Origin of the sequence: Rhodococcus sp. NPDC057529, assembly GCF_042802055.1 — a bacterium.
Taxonomy (GTDB): domain Bacteria; phylum Actinomycetota; class Actinomycetes; order Mycobacteriales; family Mycobacteriaceae; genus Rhodococcus_F.
Window position 1 is genome coordinate 459,270 of the sequence record NZ_JBHVEY010000005.1, and the last position, 17,120, is coordinate 476,389.

A 17,120-nucleotide genomic window follows, 5' to 3' on the forward strand; every position below is an offset into this window, starting at 1 on the left:
GAGAATGTTCAGCTGGGGTCGTGTGCCGCCGTGCCTCGACGGATGGGTGTTACGCGGGTTGTCGCTGGGCGAATCGCTCTCGCAGCACCAACTTGGCTACCTTCGCGAAACCAGTGCGAGGCAACGTGTCGACCAATTCGAGTTGCTCGGGCAGCTTCTGACGGATCAGACCCGCGTCAGTGAGCCATGCGGTCAGCGAGGGCAGATCGAGCACCGCGGTGCCCTCTCGCAGTGCCACAACCGCGCAGATCCGCTCGCCCCGATCCTCGTCGGGGAGCCCGATGACCGCGACCTCGGCCACCGAAGGGTGGCCTGCCAGCAGTCCCTCGATCTCCGCGGGAGCCACATTCTCACCCTTGCGGATGATCATGTCCTTGGTGCGACCGACGACCTCGACGATGTCGCCGGCGCCGACCCGCCCGGTGTCGCCCGTACGGAGCCAGCCGTCCTCGGTGAAGTTCGCCGAGGTGGCGGTCTCGTCCGTGTAACCGAAGCACAGCGCGCGTCCGGACACCTCCAGTTCACCGGTCGATCCATCGGTGATCAATGCGCCGTCGAGACCACGCACCCGTACCCGATTTCCCGGCAGAATGTGACCGTCGGTGTCGGCAAGCAGTTCGTGCGAGTCCTGGGGGTCGCCCACCGCGATGAACGGGAGCTCGGTCATTCCATAGTCGTGCGCCACCACCACGCCCAGTTCATCCCGCACGGCCGCGAAGAGGCTGGCCGAGCACGGCGCGCCACCGCCGATGAGCTTGCGTAGGTCCGGATAGAGCCGGGTGCCGGGATGCGCACGCTGGTGAGCGAGCAGCATCTGGTAAAACGGCGTAGCGCCGCCGGTAACCGTCACCCGGTCTCGGGCGAAGAGTTCCACCGCGCTTGCGGCGTCGAACGCCTCGATCAGCAATGCCGGGAACCCGCCGGCGAGCAGCGCGGCGGTGAACGAGATCCCTCCGATGTGCGCGAACGGGAATCCGAGCGCTGCTACTTCGTCCTCGCGTTCACCGAGTCGGGCGTGCGCGGTGAAACCGAACGCGCCGCTGAGCAGACTGCGGTCACAGTGTCGGACCCCTTTGGGCATGCCGGTCGAGCCGGAGGTGAAGTACATCCACAGGTCGGCCTCGGGTTCGATCGGGTTGGGAGGCAAGGTGGTGAGGTCGCCGCTTTCGGGGGCCTCCGGGCCGATCACTTCGACACGTGTGTCGATCGCACCGCTCGCAGTCAGCTCGGCGGCCATCCCGGAATAGTCGAAGCCACGCCATGATCCGGGTACCAGCAGCAGATCGGCCTGCGACAGCTGCACCGCGGTGGTGACCTCACGCTCGCGGTAGATCGGGATGATCGGCGCCTGCAGGGCTCCGAGCCGTCGCAGCGCCACCATGACCAGGACTGTGCTGATCCGGGTGGGCAACTGCCAGGCCACCCGGCTCCCGGGTCCGACTCCGAGTTCGGCGAGTGCGGCTGCGACTCGTTCGGCCTTATCGCGGAACTCTCCGCAGGTAAGAACCGTGCCGACCTCGGCGATCAGCAGGGGGTGATCCGGAGTCGTGGCGGCTCGACGTTCCACCAACTCCCATACCGTCGGCGCGGTCAGCACCCATGGCCAGGCCTGGAACGCCTCGGCGAGGTCGAAGTCTTCGTCTGATGTCATCAGGGGCTCCTGCGGAGTGGGCGGGTCGTTTTCTCAGCTCGTCGAGACACGTGGCACGTAGGTCTGCTCAGGCGCCTGGGGGCGGCGGACCGCCGAGCGGGGACGCTCGACCAGCTCGACCATGGTGCCGTCGGGGTCACGCAGAAACAGGATGGTGAAGCCGCCCGTCGGGATGTCCTCCATCGAGATGTGAGCGGGCTCGGGAATCGCGGCGTACTTGTCGGCGAGTGCGTTGCGTGACGCCCACACATCGTCGACGGCGAGTGCGATGCGGTACAGGCCTTGGGTGTTCGCTGGAAGGCACTGGTGCGCGGCGATCTGGGCGGCGTCCACGTCGGCCTGCTCGAACTCGATGGAGAAGGTCGGGTCCTCGGGCAGGGCAAGTGAGACGCTCTCGCCGTGGGACTCGCCGGCCACTACCTCGAAGCCGATGTCGCGGTACCAGGCGATAGTTGCGGACAGGTTCGCGCACCGGGCGCGCAGGTGTGAGAACAGCGTGGTCTGCGGCTCATCCGAACCGGGGGGCACTTCGACTATTTCGAATCCGATGCCCTCGGCATCGTGGCCTGTCAGGGCTCTGCGTGAGTGTCCACGGAGCGTGACATCGCCCTTTTCGGTGGTGCGGCCGGCGCTGTCGAGTCGGCCGGCGATCGTGTCCAGCGACGGGACGCGGAAGCCGGCTGCGATGTAGCCCAGCACCTTGTGGTCTGGGGCGGGAATGACTGCGGGATGCTGCCAGTCGACGAGCTCGAAGGACGGCGCGGAGCGTGGGCCGCGGGCGTCCCACAGGAAGCGGGTGTCGCTGGTGGCGGGTTCGGTGAGGCCCATGGGGGTGACGTCGGTTCCGTTGCCCAGCGACGTCATCTTGGTGGTGTGGTCGAACGTCGTGTTGTAAAAGGTCTCGCTGGCAGCGATGTCGACGGTGTTGAGATTGCAGTGGAGGACGGCGTGCACGCGTAACGCTGTGGCGTCGCCGTCGGTGTTCTCGGACAAGGAAGGTCCTTCGGATCGATGTCATGTGGTGGTCGGCCCGAGGCCGACCACCACGGGTGTTGACGGGCTCGCGTGGCGGACACGAGGGTGCACGATTTGGGTGTGCGGCTCCGTGTGTCCCCCCCGCGTCCGAGATCGGAGCTAGACGCCTGCGGGCGCGGCGACCGGAAGGTTCATCAGACGCCTTGCGTTGTCGCCCATGAAATCCCGTGTCCGCTTTTCGTCCATACCCTCGGCGTAAGCGAAGAACCCCTTCGGTTCGGTCAAACCCTCCGGGTGCGGCCAGTCGGACCCGAACAGCACCTTGTCCCAACCCAGCCACTCGACGACGTCGGCGACATTGCCTTCCCAGAACGGGCTGACCCAGCAGTTGCGGCGCAGGACCTCAATCGGGTTCTCCTCGAAGTTCTGCGGCATCTTGGCGTAGGTCGCCTCGAGGTCGTCCATCAAGGGCTTGATCCACGCGCTGCCATTCTCGACGCTGGCGATCCGCAGCTTCGGGAAGCGTGTCAGCGTGCCGTGGCACACGAGACTGGCGAGCATGTCGGAGATCTCGCGGTGGCCGAGCGCGACGTACTTGAAGGCAGATCCTTCGAACACGTTGACGGAGTTGTCGGGTTCCCACTTGAGAACGTATTCTTCGAGCGGCGGCTGGCTGGCGTGCAAGCCGACCGCGATGCCCGAGTCCTCGACGTCGTTCCAGAACGGGTCGAACTCCGGTAGTGCCGGGGAGCGCCATCCTCGGTAGCCGTACACCGGTGCCGGCTTGATCAGCACGATCTTGGCACCGTTTTCGATGACGTACTCGAGTTCGCGGCGGGCCTCGTCGACCAGTGCGCAGTTGATCACCGGAGTCATGAACAGCCGGTCCTGGTACGTGTATCCCCAGACATCGAGGATCCAGCGGTTCAGCGCATGGATGACCGCAACTGTCAGGTCGGGGTCCTCGGCAGTGGAATGCTCGACCAGATTCGCCAACGTGGGGAACACCATCGCCTGCTGTACACCGTGCTCGTCGAGCACCTTCATGCGCGGCTCCGGCTCACGGAAGGCCGGAATGGATTCCATGGCGTGCTCTTGGGACATCTCTTTGAGCGACTTGCCTTCCGGGTTGTGGCCCGAGTAGAAGGCCTCGTGCGCGCCGGGCGCGGCGACCCGCTCGAACGTCGGATTCGGAATGAACTCGCGGATCTTGCCGAGGATGGAGATCTTGGTTCGGCGCCCGCTCTGGACGAACTCGATCGCGTTCTTGAACCTGTCCGGCAGGTACCGGGTCAGCGCCTCGGGAGTTTCGTACATGTGGGTGTCGAAGTCGAAGATCGGTACATCGGTGTACTGAGTCACTGTGTGCCTCCATTTTGAGATGAGATGTGCAAATTGCATGATGTGACTACGTGCCCAGTCGCACTGTGGCGCGGGCTGATTCGTCGTCCGCGTCAGCAGTCGGATACTGCTGCGACTGACCACCTTCGATGGTGAAGCCGTTGTAGCCACTGTCGGCGACGGCCTGGCACGTCTTGCGGTAGGTGCCGACCCCACCGAAGAAGAACAGCACTCCGCGTGGCTTGCCGGGGATGTTCGCGCCCAGGAACCAGGAATGGCGCCCCTGTGGCAGCAGTGTCGCGTTGATGTAGTCCTGCAGGAGCTGCCACCAGGATTCGACGGACTCAGATGTCGGCTCGATGGTGTCGAGTTCGTTCGTTCGAAGGTGCCCGACTGCCTGACCGATCCATTCGACTGTTCCTTCGACGACGACGGGGATATTGCCGAACGGGCTCTGCGGGCCGCTGACCATGAACATATTTGGGAAGCCGTCGACAGTGATACCGAGGTGGGTGCGCGGCCCTTCCGCCCACTTGTCCTTGAGTGTCTGTCCGCTCCTGCCACGGATGTCGATGTGGTTGTAGGCCCCGGTCCCCGCGTCGAAGCCGGTGGCGAACACGATGACGTCGGCGGGGTACTCGTCATCGCCGACCCGGATACCACCTGCTGTGATCTCGGTGATCGAGGTGCCGCTGACATCGACCAGGCTGACGTTGTCCCGGTTGAACGCCTCGTAGTAAAAGTGCCCGAGCGGAGGGCGCTTCGACACGATCGGGTAGTCCTTCGGGCAGAGCAGATCCGCCGTGTCGGGATCCTTCACTATCGCCCGAATCTTCTCCCGCACGAATTCCGAGGCGATCTCGTTCGCCTCCTCGTCGAGCGTGATGTCATCGAACGTCTCGAAAATGAAGCGGAACCCACCGGTCTCCCAGCCCCGTTCCAGAATTCTCCGGTGCTCGTCGGGGGTCACGTCCGTCTTGGTGACGCCGGCTCGGTCGAACGCGTATCCGAACGGATGCTTCCTCGCCTTCCGCCAGATCTCGTCGTACGAGGCACGGATGTTCTCGCGTTCGAAGTCGGTCATGGTGTAGTTGCGGGCCGGAAGCACGTAGTTCGGGGTGCGTTGGAAGACGGTCAGTTGCGCCGCTGTCTGCGCGATCAGCGGGACCGCCTGGACCGCTGTTGCCCCGGTGCCGATGACCGCGACCCGCTTGCCGGTGAAATCCACCTTCTCCCGCGGCCACCGACCGGTCAGATACCACTCCCCCGTGAACTCGTCGATGCCCTTGAAGTCGGGTTTGTAGGGCAGCGACAACAGGCCGAGCGCCGTGACGAGGTACGCACAGTTGTATCGCTGCCCATCCTCGGTGGCGACCAGCCAGCGCCCGGTGTCCTCGTCGAAGACGGCGGATACGACGCGGGTGTCGAAGGCGATGTGCTTGCGCAGGTCGAATCTGTCCGCGACATGGCGCAAATAGCGATGGACCTCATCTTGGGTCGGAAAACGTTCTGACCAGTCCCATTCGTCCTGCAGCTCCTTGGAGAACGAGTACGCGTAGGTCCAGCTCTCGCTGTCGGTACGGGCCCCGGGGTAGCAATTCCAGTACCACGTGCCGCCAAGGTCTGGGGCCGCCTCGAAGACCTGCACGCTGAGTCCTTGCCCGCGAAGCTCGTGCAGCATCCTCAACCCGCCGAAGCCTGCGCCGATCACGACGGCGTCGACCTCGACGCTATCAACGCCGGCCACCGACTTGTTGTTCGATTGCTGTGACATCACTTGCCTCTCGAATTGGTGCCAGGTCACCGGACGGCCTGTGTCGCCGCTCGCAGTTCGAAGCCCTCGTACCCGTTTGCGGTCGCTTTGTCGATCAGCTCGTTGTAGGCCGGACCGCCTCCCAGATACACCAGGCAGGCTCGCGGCTTCCCGGGGATGTTGGCACCCATGTACCAGGAGTTCGCCTGCGGGAGCAGCGTGTACGACGCAATCTCCCGCGTTTGCCGGTCCCATCCGTCCTCCGCCTCCGCGGTCGGCTCCACGGTCTCCAGTCCGTTTTCACGCATGTGCCGCATCAGGTCGGCGGTCCAGTCCGCGGTGTCCTGGACTGCGAACGGAATGCTGTAGAGCGCTGACGGGCTTTGCGGACCGAGCGCCATGACGAGGTTCGGGAAGTTGTGGATCATCCGGCCGAAGTAGGTGCGCGCTCCGTGCTCCCAGTGCTCGGCCAGCGGGACCCCGCCACGTCCGCGCAGATTCATCCGCAGCAGCGGGCCGGTCAGTGCGTCGAAGCCGGTCGCCAAGATGATGTCGTCGAACGCGTACTCGGCGTCGCTGGTCTGGATGCCCTTGTCGGTGATCCGCACGATCGGGGTGGTACGCAGATCGATCAGTTCGACGTTCTCCCGGTTGTACGCCTCGTAGTAGTTCGTTTCCAGCGGCGGCCGCTTCGTCGCATAAGGGTGATCGCGCGGTGTCAGCAGATCGGCGACCACCGGGTCCTTCACCCGCTGGCGGATCTTGTCGCGGATGAACTCCGCAGCCAGTTCGTTGGACTCAGGGTTGAACGCCAGATCGGCGAAGGAGTCGAAGCACAGTCGGAAGCCGCCCTGCCGCCACTTCTGCTCGAACGTGGCCACGCGTTCCTCGTCGCTGACCGCCACCGCAGAGGGCTGGGCCGTGTCGTACGGGATACCCGCGTAGGTTTGGCGTGAACGCTCGATCAGGCTGGAGTGATTCGCCTTGATCTGCGCCTGGAACTCGGGGTCCATGACACCGTTGCCGAGGGGTGTGGCGTAGTTCGGCGTTCGCTGGAACACCGTCAGTGCTCCCGCTTCCTGCGCGACGAGGGGGATGATTTGGATCCCGCTCGAACCGGTTCCGATCACCGCCACCCGCCGACCAGTGAAATCGACACCCTCGTGGGGCCAATGCGACGTCCTGTACACGTTCCCCGTGAAGTCCTGCAGTCCCTCGAAGGTGGGCTCCTTCGCAGCCGAGAGGAATCCCACGCCGGAGTGCAGGAACTGCGCGGTGTACGTGCCGCCGTCCTTGGTCTCGATCACCCAACGGTTGCGGTCCTCGTCGAAAGTTCCTGAAATGACTTGCTGTTCGAACTTGTAGCTGCGACGCAAGTCGTACCTGTCGGCGACATGGTTGAGATAGCGCAGAATCTCGGGCTGGCCGGCGAACCGCTCGCTCCAGTCCCACTCCTGCACCAGCTCGGGGTCGAACGAGTACGAGTAGTTGTAGCTCTCGACGTCGCAGCGTGCGCCGGGGTAACGGTTCCAATACCACGTTCCGCCGACGTCGGTCGCAGCGTCGAGACCGAGCACCGTCAATCCCTCGATGTTGCGGTACTTGTGTACGGCGTACAGCCCGGCGAAGCCGGCACCGACGACGATGACATCGAAGTCGTTCTGTGGCGTTCCGTCGCCGTTCTGGCCTTGTGTCGAACTGGGCACCGTTCCTCCTCGGTTGTTTTCGGTCGGGCTGCGCTCTGGCCGGGTTCGCTGTACGGGCGGGTGTCGTGATGTCCCGCAGGTCACGACACCGGGTCCATGCGATCCACCGCATGTCCTCGACGTGGCCGAGAGCTGGGTCTTTCCCGGTTCAGCGGGGGTCGATGGCCCATTCGGGCGGCGCAGCACTCGCCTGACGCTTTGCCGGTCACGTTTGGGGCCTTCGGGGAAGTCCCTGACTGCGTGACCTATGCCACTATTGGCCACCGCGCCGCGTCGGCGCATCCGGCAAAGTGCGTAGAGGGATGACTAGACGGGCGAGATACGCAGTTTCCGACCGTGCACGAGGTCCCGTTTCCGCCCGATAGTTGAAGTTGAAGACAAGTTCAGTTAGCTTGATCGATCATGGCCGCCGGCCCGGCCCGGTCGCAGTTTCTGCGTTGTCGCGCGCCGCATTTCGGATACGACCATGCCTGTTCTCATCCCGATCCAATTCTCACGACAAGAAATGGTGAATGACCGTGACAAGAATCAACGCTCCGGCAGCCCATTATCGGTCGGACCGACCCGAGGTCGGCGGTCGACTACGAGACTTCGCCGCCGCTCACGGCCCCGATGCACCGACATCACCTCACCCCCCGGTCCGCCGAACGGAACCAGAACTTGGGAAGCTCTCACCGGCACCTACAAAGGCTGACCTGCGTCAATGCGCCGTGCGCAGCCTGGAGCACGCTCGACACATCGGCCGGACCGGATCCGCCCTGGGGGCCGATCTCGGCGCTCGAGTAGCAGGTGACCTCACATGAGTGAGTATGACGTCGCAGTATTGCTGATCCGTGTCGTCGTCGGCGGCACCATGGTCGCGCACGGTTACAACCACCTCTGGGGCAATGGAGGGCTTGCGGGTACCGCACGGTGGTTCGAATCCCTCGGAATGCGCCCAGCCAAGCTCCACGCTCTGCTCTCGGGCGCCGGCGAATTGGTCGCGGGGGCCGCGCTCGTACTCGGGGCGCTCACCCCGTTGGTCGCCGCGTTCGTCGTCGCCACGATGGTCGTCGCCGCTGTCACTGCGCACCGACGTAACGGGTTCTTCGTCTTCAAGGACGGCTACGAGTACGTGCTGATGATCGCCGTTGTCTGCATTGCACTCGCGTTACTCGGTCCGGGCGGTCTGTCGATCGATCACGCAACGGGTCTCGACACAATCCTCGACGGAGGACTGGGCGCGGTCATCGCGGCGGGCGGCGGGACGCTCGGCGCCGTCGTAATCCTCGGCGCAACGTGGCGTCCGGCGCGGACCGCTTGACTGCACTGCTGACGGTTCACCAGCGCATGGAGTCTCCCACCGTGCGCTGGTGAGCCCGTGCTAGCGGTGGTAGCTGAATCCGACAGTGCACGGGGCCGCCACCGAGACCGCCTCCGCGTGCTTGTTGCGTTGCCCCCTTCCGCCGGGAAGGCCTGTAAAGAGTGCGGCGGCGTGCTCGGCGTGCATAACGATCTCCACGCGGTCGCACGAGTCAGGTTCGTCGACGTTGCCGAAGAGGACATGGAAGGACAACGTGCCGTCGGCACCTACTGACGCGACCACCGATCCGTCGATGACGCCTGGGATGGACCGAAGGCCGGTCGGATGGGTCGCCGGAGGCGACAACGCTTCATTGCTCACATCTCGCAGCGTAGTTGAAGTTAACGTCAACTTCAATGCGGAATTTGGCCAGTAATCACGCTTTTCGTGCGGTGATCCAGGCAGCGATGCTCGTGCGTGAGGTGAACCCCAGCTTGACGAGGACATTCTCGACGTGGGTGGCGACGGTCCGCGGTGAGATAACGAGACGCTCGGCGATCTCACGATTGGATAGGCCCTCACTCACCAGGCCGGCTACTTCCGATTCGCGGGGCGTGAGTATGTCGGACGGCGCTGCGTCGGGCGCCGGGGTGGTGGCCGACCGCCCCTCCAGCGCGTATAACAGCACCTCCTCCGGTGGCAGTCCTGCGCCACGCTCAAAGGAGCTGTCGAACAAGCGATTCCCGGCTTCTCTGCGTGCTGTCGCCTCGCACCGTTCCCGATGCACCTGCCACGACCTCGAGCCGAACAGCTGCATCCCGAAGGTCGACCACAGGCGTTGGGCGCACCCTAAGAAGAACGCGGCCCGCTCGGGCTCGCCATGGTCCGCAGACACCCACGCGTACAGATCCAGCGCCATGGCCCGGCCGAGCGAGTCCGGAAAGACTTGATACAGCCGCAGTGCCTCACGTACACCTCGTTCGGCGGGTTCGAGCTGTCCTTGGGCGAAATCGACGAAGGCGCGACCGTAAATGGCGTACGACAGCATCCAGCGTTCGCCGTGGCCCTCGGACAGCTGCCGACTGCTCTCGAAATGCTCGAGCGCTTCTTCCGGCTGCTCCAGGAAAATGTATGCCAGCCCGATCCCAATCCGCAGGTTGGAGACCAATCCGGCGGGCGCACCGAGTGTCGTATACCGAGCCAGAGCCTCGGACATCGCCTGTACGCCGAACTCCCCATCGCCGGTGAGGTATGCCAGCATGCCGCGGATGTGGCGCCCATAGGCCTCGGTCAATTCGTCGTTCAGTCCGCGCGCCTCGGTGAGGCAGTCGTCGAGAGAGACCGTCGCAACGGCGTGGTCTCCTTGAAGTGCCGTGACGAAACCTCGCGTCGCCAGTGCCCACGCGTGTTCGTGACTAGGACTGGAATCGACGGCCAACAGTCGGTCGAGCCAGTGTCTTCCCTCCGCGAGGGAGAATGCCCACAGGAACCAGGCCGGCCCCGCGATGCGTAGGCCGGACGGTAACTGCCCCGGCTCGGTCAAGCAGTATTCGAATGCTGCGCGCAGGTTGGGCTGCTCCTGGCGTAGGCGGACGAAGACATCTTCCTCGGTCGGGCCGAACCAGTCCGCCACCGCGGCATCCATCAACGCGGAATACCAACGCAGGTGACGTTCTCGCAGCGCGGGCGCCGCCTGACTCTCGAGCAGCTTGTCCTGCCCGTATTCGCGGAGTGTCTCGAGCAACCGAAAGCGAACCTGGCCGTCGCGCTCTTCCCTCGCGATGATCGACTGATCGATCAATCCGGACAGCCCGTTCAGAATCGAGTTCTGATCAAGACCATCGCCCTCACACACGGCGGTCGCAGCCGCGAGATCGAAACTGCCGGCGAAGACGGCCACCCGAGCCCACAGCAGCTGCTCCGACGGACTGCACAGATCGAAACTCCAGTCGATCGTTGCTCGCAGAGTCTGATGCCGAACCGGTGTGATGCGCGGACCTTCCGTGAGCAGCTGCAACCGGTGATCGAGGCGGTCGGCCAGGTCGGACACCGACAGCACCTTCAGTCTCACGGCCGCGAGTTCGATGGCCAGCGGTATGCCCTCGAGCTGTTGGCAGATCCGCGTCACATCGGGCAGGTTGGTCGGCGACACCGCGAATCCAGGCACCGCGGTCGCAGCCCGCTCCGCGAAAAGGATCAGACCGGCGTACCGCTGATCAGCTCCAGCGGTCACCGGTTCGTCTGGGGCGGGCACCGCAAGCGGGGTCACCGACAGCACTCCCTCGCCCGGTACCCCCAGCGCCTGACGGCTGGTAGCAACGATGCGGAGGTGAGGGGCACTCTGCAGCAGACGTACAACGAGTCGAGCCGTCTCTTCCAGCAGCTGCTCACAGTTGTCCAGGACGAGCAGCACGTGGCGGGATCTTAGATAGTCCTCAATTGCCTCGACCGAGTTCCGAGAGGATGCCTCCGTCAGCTTGAGCGAGTCGGCGATTGTCTGCGCGAGCAGCCCCGGTTCCCGCAGCGCTGCCAGCTCTACGACTCGTACACCGTCGCGGAAGGTCCGCTGCACCTGCGTTGCCGTCCGCAAAGCCAGCCGCGTCTTACCCACCCCGCCAAGACCGGTGAGAGTCACCAGACGATTCTCGGCGAGTAGCTGCCGTGTCTGTGCCAGTTCCTCCCGCCGGCCGACGAAGGTCGTCAATTCAGCGTCGAAGTTGACGCGGGCCGTTGACGCCGATCCCATCCCCGCAGCCCCCTATCCCGTGCCAAGTCGCTGGCAACACACCCAGCACTCCATTGTCAGACTCCCCTTCCAGGATCAGGGGCAGCAGATAGGAGGATTCGCATGCCAGCACAAACGGCGACGGCCTCGAGAGCGTCTCGTAGGAGATCGACACTGGTAACCGGCGAGGGTCGCGGGACGGCCTCGGCCGTGACGAGCGGCCGAAGCGCGGCCCGCCGGCCGAACCAACGAGGAATGCGCCGTCGAGGCGGATCTCATCGCTGGTGCGGTGCGTGGCCTCTGAGATGGGTGATGAGCGGAGGACCTTGACGGACTCGCCCACATCGAACCCCACCGCTCCTAGCTCGTCGCCGCCAGTGGGCCGAGGAAATGAGGATCGCCTACTACCGGAGTCCCACCGGCGCACGTTCGCACCGCAAGAGGCGAAGCGTGCAGGGTCAGTGTCCATTTCGATTGCCGCCCAGCCATACGAATCTCGAGGTCAACCGCAGTCTCCGGCTCACGTTAGCATTAATAGATAACGGCACACACCGTAAGTTGGCATCAACTTCAGGTGGTGAGGGAGACGCGACGTTCGTAGTGCTCTGCACCACCGGACCCGGCGAGATGCGGTCCCATCGCAGCAGAGAACGCCGTGAATCCTGGGGTGCTCCGGTAGTTTTCGTGCGCTTCGACACTATCCCAGGTAATCACGATCAGGCAGGCGTCCGGGCTCTCCACGCCGTGCAATACCTCGGCGCTCGTGGGAACACCATCGGCCAGCAAGCCGTGCAGGCCCACCTCGACATCATCGAGGAAAGCGCCCAGATGCCCCTCTTTGATCTGGACTCGTACAACTTCGACAACACTCATGAGGACTCCTTGGCCCGCTGCCGTCGACCGGGGACATACCTAGATGGGAACTCGCCGACCACGGACGGTCGACCACCAAGCGAAGTTATAGTCGACATCAAGTTCAACTTCTTGTTCCACGGTAAACGGCTGTCTCCTGAGAAGTCAATGCCTGCTCACGCACTCGCTGATCAAAATTGAAGTTGACCCTATGTTCACGTAGGTTGGATTCCGTGACCGCCGCCCCGAACTCGAAAACTTCACTGGGACCGTCGATTGCCCCTCAGGGCCTGCTACGCGAGTTGCCGCCCACCGACCGCGGGGCGCGGCGCCGTACCGCCCTCATCGCCGCCGCGCGAAAGGTCTTCGAGCGCTCGGGCTACGTCAACACCCGATTGTCGGACATCACCGAAGAGGCACAGTGCTCGGCCGGCACATTCTACACCTACTTCAAGACGAAGGAAGAAATTTTCGCCGCACTCCTGGAGTCAGTTCAGGAAGAGATGCTGCATCCAGGGGCGGGCAGTGACGTGGTCGACGCCGCGACCGCCTATGAGGTCCTCGAGGCCAGCAACCGCGCCTACCTCAAGTCCTACAAGCGCAACGGCAAGCTGATGGGGCTACTCGAAGAAGTCGCGCTCGTCGATCCGGTCTTCGGCGAGTTGCGCCAGCGTCGCGCCGACGCATTCATCAACCGGAACGCCCGCAACATCGCCGAACTGCAGAAACGTGGTATCGCCGACCCCGATCTCGATCCCGAGATGACTGCGCGCGCACTGTCCGCGATGGTCAGCCGCACCGCTTACCGCTACTTTGCCGCAGCCACTGGCCGTAAGCGCGCGAACTTGGACAAGCTCGTCGCGACGTTGACTCGGATCTGGGCCAACGCATTGAGGATCACTCCCTGAGCACCCGTCCTGGGCGAACGAGACTACTGTCCCCCGCGGTCCGCGGTCAGTAACGGTGATTGCTCCGCAAGACTCAGCGTTTCCGCCAGAAATGCACTGGAGACAGTCGGCCAATCCGATTGCCAGCGGCCACCCATGTGGTCCTCCTGAAGTGCTGCGACGACGTCCCGAACAGGGCCCGCGTGATCAACCAACACCCGGGACAGGCCGAGTTGCGAACACGTCGCCGCGATCGGTGCCAGCATTCGCTTCGCCTCACCCATGCCGCCCGCTGCGGACAAGCAGGCGATGAGCAAAAGCTGCGCCTCGAGCAGGGCTCGCGGACGCCCACGAACCTCGAGGCGTTCGACGAGGTCCTGTGCCCGCTGGTAGGCGCGGTGCGTCTGGTTCGCCGATTGCTCACCGAGCAACCGCAGAATTACCGAACTGTCGTCGATCTCTGCCACGATTTCATCGATCCCATCACCCGGGTGCCCCACCGGTTGCGAGGCGTCCTCGTCAGCCGCGGCCCTCACCCGAACCTCGAATCCGGCCGCCGCCGGAATCCCCAGCCTGATTCGCTCGTTCCTCACCGCTGCCCGCAACCGCGGCAAAGCGAATTCCTCAGCCGTCCGACTCCCCTCCTCGAGCCGACCGATGGCAGAATCCCTGTCACCTCGCAGCGCCTTGATTCGGGCACCGATGACGTACTTGGTGAGCATGAAATCTACTACTGCACAATCGGAGTCGAGCTCGCAACTCTCGTCGATGAGATGTTCGGCCTGATTCAGGTCACCGAGTTCGTACAGCAGTCTTCCCAGAAGCGCACTGGCGAGTCGGACAGCGTAGGAACGGCTCCCGCCTGACCTTTTCGCGGCAGCCAAGGCGTTCCGGAAGCACTCCTCGGCTGCCGGGATGTCGAGCATCTCGTAGGCGGCGATCCCGTCGAGGCAGTACCCGTACGTCGCGGTCAGCGGACCGCTGGCCCGCTGGTGATAGGGCTGTGCCCACCGCTGCCAGCGGCGGGCCGAGGCGAAGTCGAAGCTGTAGATTCCCAAGAATGTCGCGACGTCGGCCGCTGCGGAAACGACGAATGGCGCCAACGTCTCGGGACGGGCGAGGCATTCCGAAACCAACTCGTCCACGCCATCGACGTGGTCGGTCGAGACGTCGACGGCACCTCTCGCCACGGCGGCCTCGATCCGTAGGTGGGTGGCCTCCCGTTCAGTGTGATTCGCCCGGGCCAGAGCCGACTCCACGAGGTCCAATGCCGTCCGCGCCGGCAGCGGCCGCATGAGATTGATATTGGCCCACGCAATGGTCAACAGCAGCCGCGGGCTCGCGGAGACGAGCGCCGAGGGCAGCTTGGCGACCAGCGCCAACAGGGACGCCATCTGGGAGTGCTCGACGAGATCCAATCCGCGCGACTCGACCAGATCGACCGCGCTCTGGTCATCTGCTGCCGCGACCGCATGATCGACCGCCTGACTCAGTTGCGCATGGTCGGCGAACCACAGTGACGCGCTGCGATGGAGTTCGCGGATCCGCTCGGGCTGATCGCGTTCGAGGCGTTGCCGGAGGAAGTCCCTGAACAGGTGGTGGTAACGAAACCATTCCCCATCCTCGTCGATTCTGCGTAGGAACAGGTCACGCCGTTCGACCTCTTCGAGCAACGCTTGACCGTTGACCGCACCGGTGAGCATGGAAGCCAAGGTTCCGCAGATTCGTTCGGTGATCGAGGTGGCGAGCAGGAACTGGAGTATCTCGGGTTCGAGGGTGTCGAGCACGTTCTCGGCGAGGAATTCGGCGATCGCATGATGGCGGCCGGACATGTGACCGATCAGGTGGGTGGGATCGTCGTATCCACGCAGGGACAGCGACGCCAGCTGCAGGGCCGCCACCCACCCGTCCACGGACTTGGTCAGGTCGGCGACCTCCCGCGGTTCCAGAACGAGGCCGCCGGTATCGACGAGAAATGACTGTGACTCGATGTCGTTGAACCGCAGTGTGCTCGAGTCGATTTCGGTGAGTTCACCCCGTACCCGCATCCGGCTCAACGGTAGTCCGGCCTGCGATCGACTGGTGACGAGGACCTGGAGGTGATGGCAACAGTTGTCGAGCATGAACTCCATAGCGGCAGTGGTTGCCGTGTCGGTAACCCTGTGCCAGTCGTCGATGACCAGCACGATGCGTTCGTCGCGCTCATGGATGTCGTTGATCAGGGAGGTCAGCACGTACCGTTCGGCCTGATCACCGTGTTCTTCGAGTACGTCTGCTAGTTCGTGTGCCAGAGTGGGGCGGACCCGTCGGATGGCCTCGATCAGATGTGCAAGAAACCAGACGACGTTGTTGTCGTCGCGATCGACGGTCAACCAGGCGACAGCGAAGCCTTCCTCGGCCAGGACACGAGCCCATTGCGCTGCCAGTGTGCTCTTGCCATAGCCGGCGGGTGCGTGGATGACGGTCAGGCGCCGACCCTGGCCGGCGCGCAAGAGATCGATGAGGCGGCTCCGCGGAACCCATGGGCGGGTCGACGTTGTGGGACGGAACTTGGTGCCAGGAGCCGGAGGCACGGATGCGCGCACCTCTCTCGCACGCGGCGAAGGAATTCTGATGGAGGCCCGCGGCGTACTCCGGGGTGCCTGCTCAGAAGAATCAGCGTCGCCGGGTAACGCCATCTCGTCGATGCTCAGGCCACTCGACGCTTCGGTCTCGCGGAGCGTGTCGCCGAACGCGGCCGCGGTGGCTGGCCGGTCGTGGGGGTCAGCGGCCATCGCGTCCGCAATTGCGGCCGAGACCTCGTCCGGGATTCCGGCCTCACTGAGGTCCGGAACCGGTTCGGTCGTGATGCGGAGGAACTGGGCCACCACCTGCTCGCCGCGTTGCCGCTCGAACGCCGCGTGACCGGTGATCGCGGCGAACAGGGTCGCACCGAGGCTGTACACGTCGGAGGCGGGTGAGGGTGCCTCACCTTTGAGGACTTCCGGTGCGGTGAAGGCGGGGGTACCTGTCACGGCGCCGGTGGCGGTTTCGAAGCCTCCCGCGATCCGGGCGATACCGAAGTCGGTGAGCTGCGGATCTCCGTAGTCGGAGAGCAGGATATTTGCTGGTTTGACGTCGCGGTGCAAGATGCCGACCCGGTGGGCTGTTTCGAGTGCGCCGGCCAATTTCACTCCGAGACCGAGTGCCTCGTCCCACCGGAGTGGCCCGTGTCGTCGAATCTTCGCGTCCAGCGAGCCGCGTGCGTGATAGGGCATCACCAGGAAGGGTGTGCCGCTGTCGGTGACGTCGACGTGCAGGAGGTGGACTATGTGCGGGTGCCCGGACACCCGTCCCATGGCGTGCTGTTCGCGGAGGAACCGGTCGAGGTTCTCCTGGTCCAGGTCATCTGTGAGTACTTTGACGGCCACGACGCGGTCTAGCGACGGTTGCCGGCATCGGTATACGATTCCGAATCCGCCGCGGCCGATCTCCTCTGCGTCGACGAATCCCGCGGCATCCAACTCCGCTGTGAGGGACACGGCGGGATTGCGTTGGGTTGCGGACGGATCTGATTCAGCCATGGTGGAACTCAGTCCCCTGCCCAGGCCGGACGGGAACCGCACTCAGTGCTGGTGGGTGGGCGGCCAGCATGCGACCCCGCCCAATCGGTGCCTGCGTTCCGTACCCACGGCGTCTGCGTGTACTCGACGAGACGGTCTTCCGCAGGGCCCACCGCCATCACCTCCGGCCCAGAGTCAGGCAGGACGATGGAGAGCCGACCGGGTCGCCTGGTGACACCAGGATCCCGGGATTACACCGGCGCCCAGGTCGCCGCGGTGGCACCCGGCGGCCCGCTTCCCGTCGCCGATTCCGAGCGTACTCGTCGGGAAGCTGACCTCGGGAGTCGATCGTGAACAGTGATTATGGATACCGGACGCAGCCCGAGGGCTGCGTCGTGGTGAGCTG

11 protein-coding genes are annotated in these 17,120 nt (G+C 64.3%); 2 read left to right on the forward strand and 9 right to left on the reverse strand.

Features of this window, described 5'->3' with window-relative positions; translation table 11 throughout:
• Window positions 1-49: 49 nt before the first annotated feature.
• From ACFU5V_RS12965 to ACFU5V_RS12985, 5 genes are all read right to left on the reverse strand, one after another.
• Complete coding sequence (locus tag ACFU5V_RS12965) at window positions 50-1,651, reverse strand: class I adenylate-forming enzyme family protein (protein WP_378699586.1); 1,602 nt, start codon at window positions 1,649-1,651, stop codon at window positions 50-52.
• 33 nt (window positions 1,652-1,684) lie between these two features.
• Entirely contained in the window at window positions 1,685-2,644 is a 960-nt protein-coding gene (locus ACFU5V_RS12970) for a VOC family protein (protein ID WP_378699589.1), read from the reverse strand.
• Between the two features lie 141 nt (window positions 2,645-2,785).
• The gene (locus ACFU5V_RS12975) at window positions 2,786-3,988 is read right to left on the reverse strand and encodes an amidohydrolase family protein (RefSeq protein ID WP_378699591.1); all 1,203 of its coding nucleotides are present in this window, start codon (window positions 3,986-3,988) and stop codon (window positions 2,786-2,788) included.
• Between the two features lie 46 nt (window positions 3,989-4,034).
• Window positions 4,035-5,741: a flavin-containing monooxygenase gene (locus ACFU5V_RS12980; protein WP_378699593.1), complete on the reverse strand. Its 1,707-nt coding sequence runs from the start codon at window positions 5,739-5,741 to the stop codon at window positions 4,035-4,037.
• A gap of 26 nt (window positions 5,742-5,767) precedes the next feature.
• On the reverse strand, window positions 5,768-7,426 hold the full coding sequence (locus tag ACFU5V_RS12985; protein WP_378699595.1) for a flavin-containing monooxygenase: 1,659 nt from the start codon (window positions 7,424-7,426) through the stop codon (window positions 5,768-5,770).
• A gap of 799 nt (window positions 7,427-8,225) precedes the next feature.
• Here ACFU5V_RS12985 and ACFU5V_RS12990 point away from each other — a divergent pair.
• Window positions 8,226-8,729 (forward strand): DoxX family protein, encoded by a 504-nt coding sequence (locus tag ACFU5V_RS12990; RefSeq protein WP_378699597.1) that lies wholly within the window; start codon window positions 8,226-8,228, stop codon window positions 8,727-8,729.
• A 60-nt stretch (window positions 8,730-8,789) separates the two neighbouring features.
• On the opposite strand, the gene ACFU5V_RS12995 is transcribed toward ACFU5V_RS12990, so the two are convergent.
• The 3 genes from ACFU5V_RS12995 to ACFU5V_RS13005 all read right to left on the reverse strand — a co-directional run bounded on the left by ACFU5V_RS12995 (window position 8,790) and on the right by ACFU5V_RS13005 (window position 12,306).
• Complete coding sequence (locus ACFU5V_RS12995) at window positions 8,790-9,089, reverse strand: hypothetical protein (RefSeq protein WP_378699599.1); 300 nt, start codon at window positions 9,087-9,089, stop codon at window positions 8,790-8,792.
• A gap of 55 nt (window positions 9,090-9,144) precedes the next feature.
• A complete protein-coding gene (locus ACFU5V_RS13000) occupies window positions 9,145-11,412 on the reverse strand; it encodes an ATP-binding protein (RefSeq protein WP_378699601.1) in 2,268 nt (755 codons plus the stop codon).
• A gap of 591 nt (window positions 11,413-12,003) precedes the next feature.
• The gene (locus ACFU5V_RS13005) at window positions 12,004-12,306 is read right to left on the reverse strand and encodes a putative quinol monooxygenase (RefSeq protein ID WP_378699603.1); all 303 of its coding nucleotides are present in this window, start codon (window positions 12,304-12,306) and stop codon (window positions 12,004-12,006) included.
• 212 nt (window positions 12,307-12,518) lie between these two features.
• Here ACFU5V_RS13005 and ACFU5V_RS13010 point away from each other — a divergent pair, with 212 nt between their 5' ends.
• Window positions 12,519-13,193 (forward strand): TetR/AcrR family transcriptional regulator, encoded by a 675-nt coding sequence (locus ACFU5V_RS13010; RefSeq protein ID WP_378699605.1) that lies wholly within the window; start codon window positions 12,519-12,521, stop codon window positions 13,191-13,193.
• A gap of 23 nt (window positions 13,194-13,216) precedes the next feature.
• Here the strand turns inward: ACFU5V_RS13010 and ACFU5V_RS13015 are convergent, their stop codons facing one another.
• Window positions 13,217-16,735 carry a protein kinase gene (locus tag ACFU5V_RS13015; RefSeq protein ID WP_378699607.1) on the reverse strand — a complete coding sequence of 1,173 codons (3,519 nt, stop codon included), beginning with the start codon at window positions 16,733-16,735 and terminating at the stop codon, window positions 13,217-13,219.
• Between the last annotated feature and the right edge of the window lie 385 nt (window positions 16,736-17,120).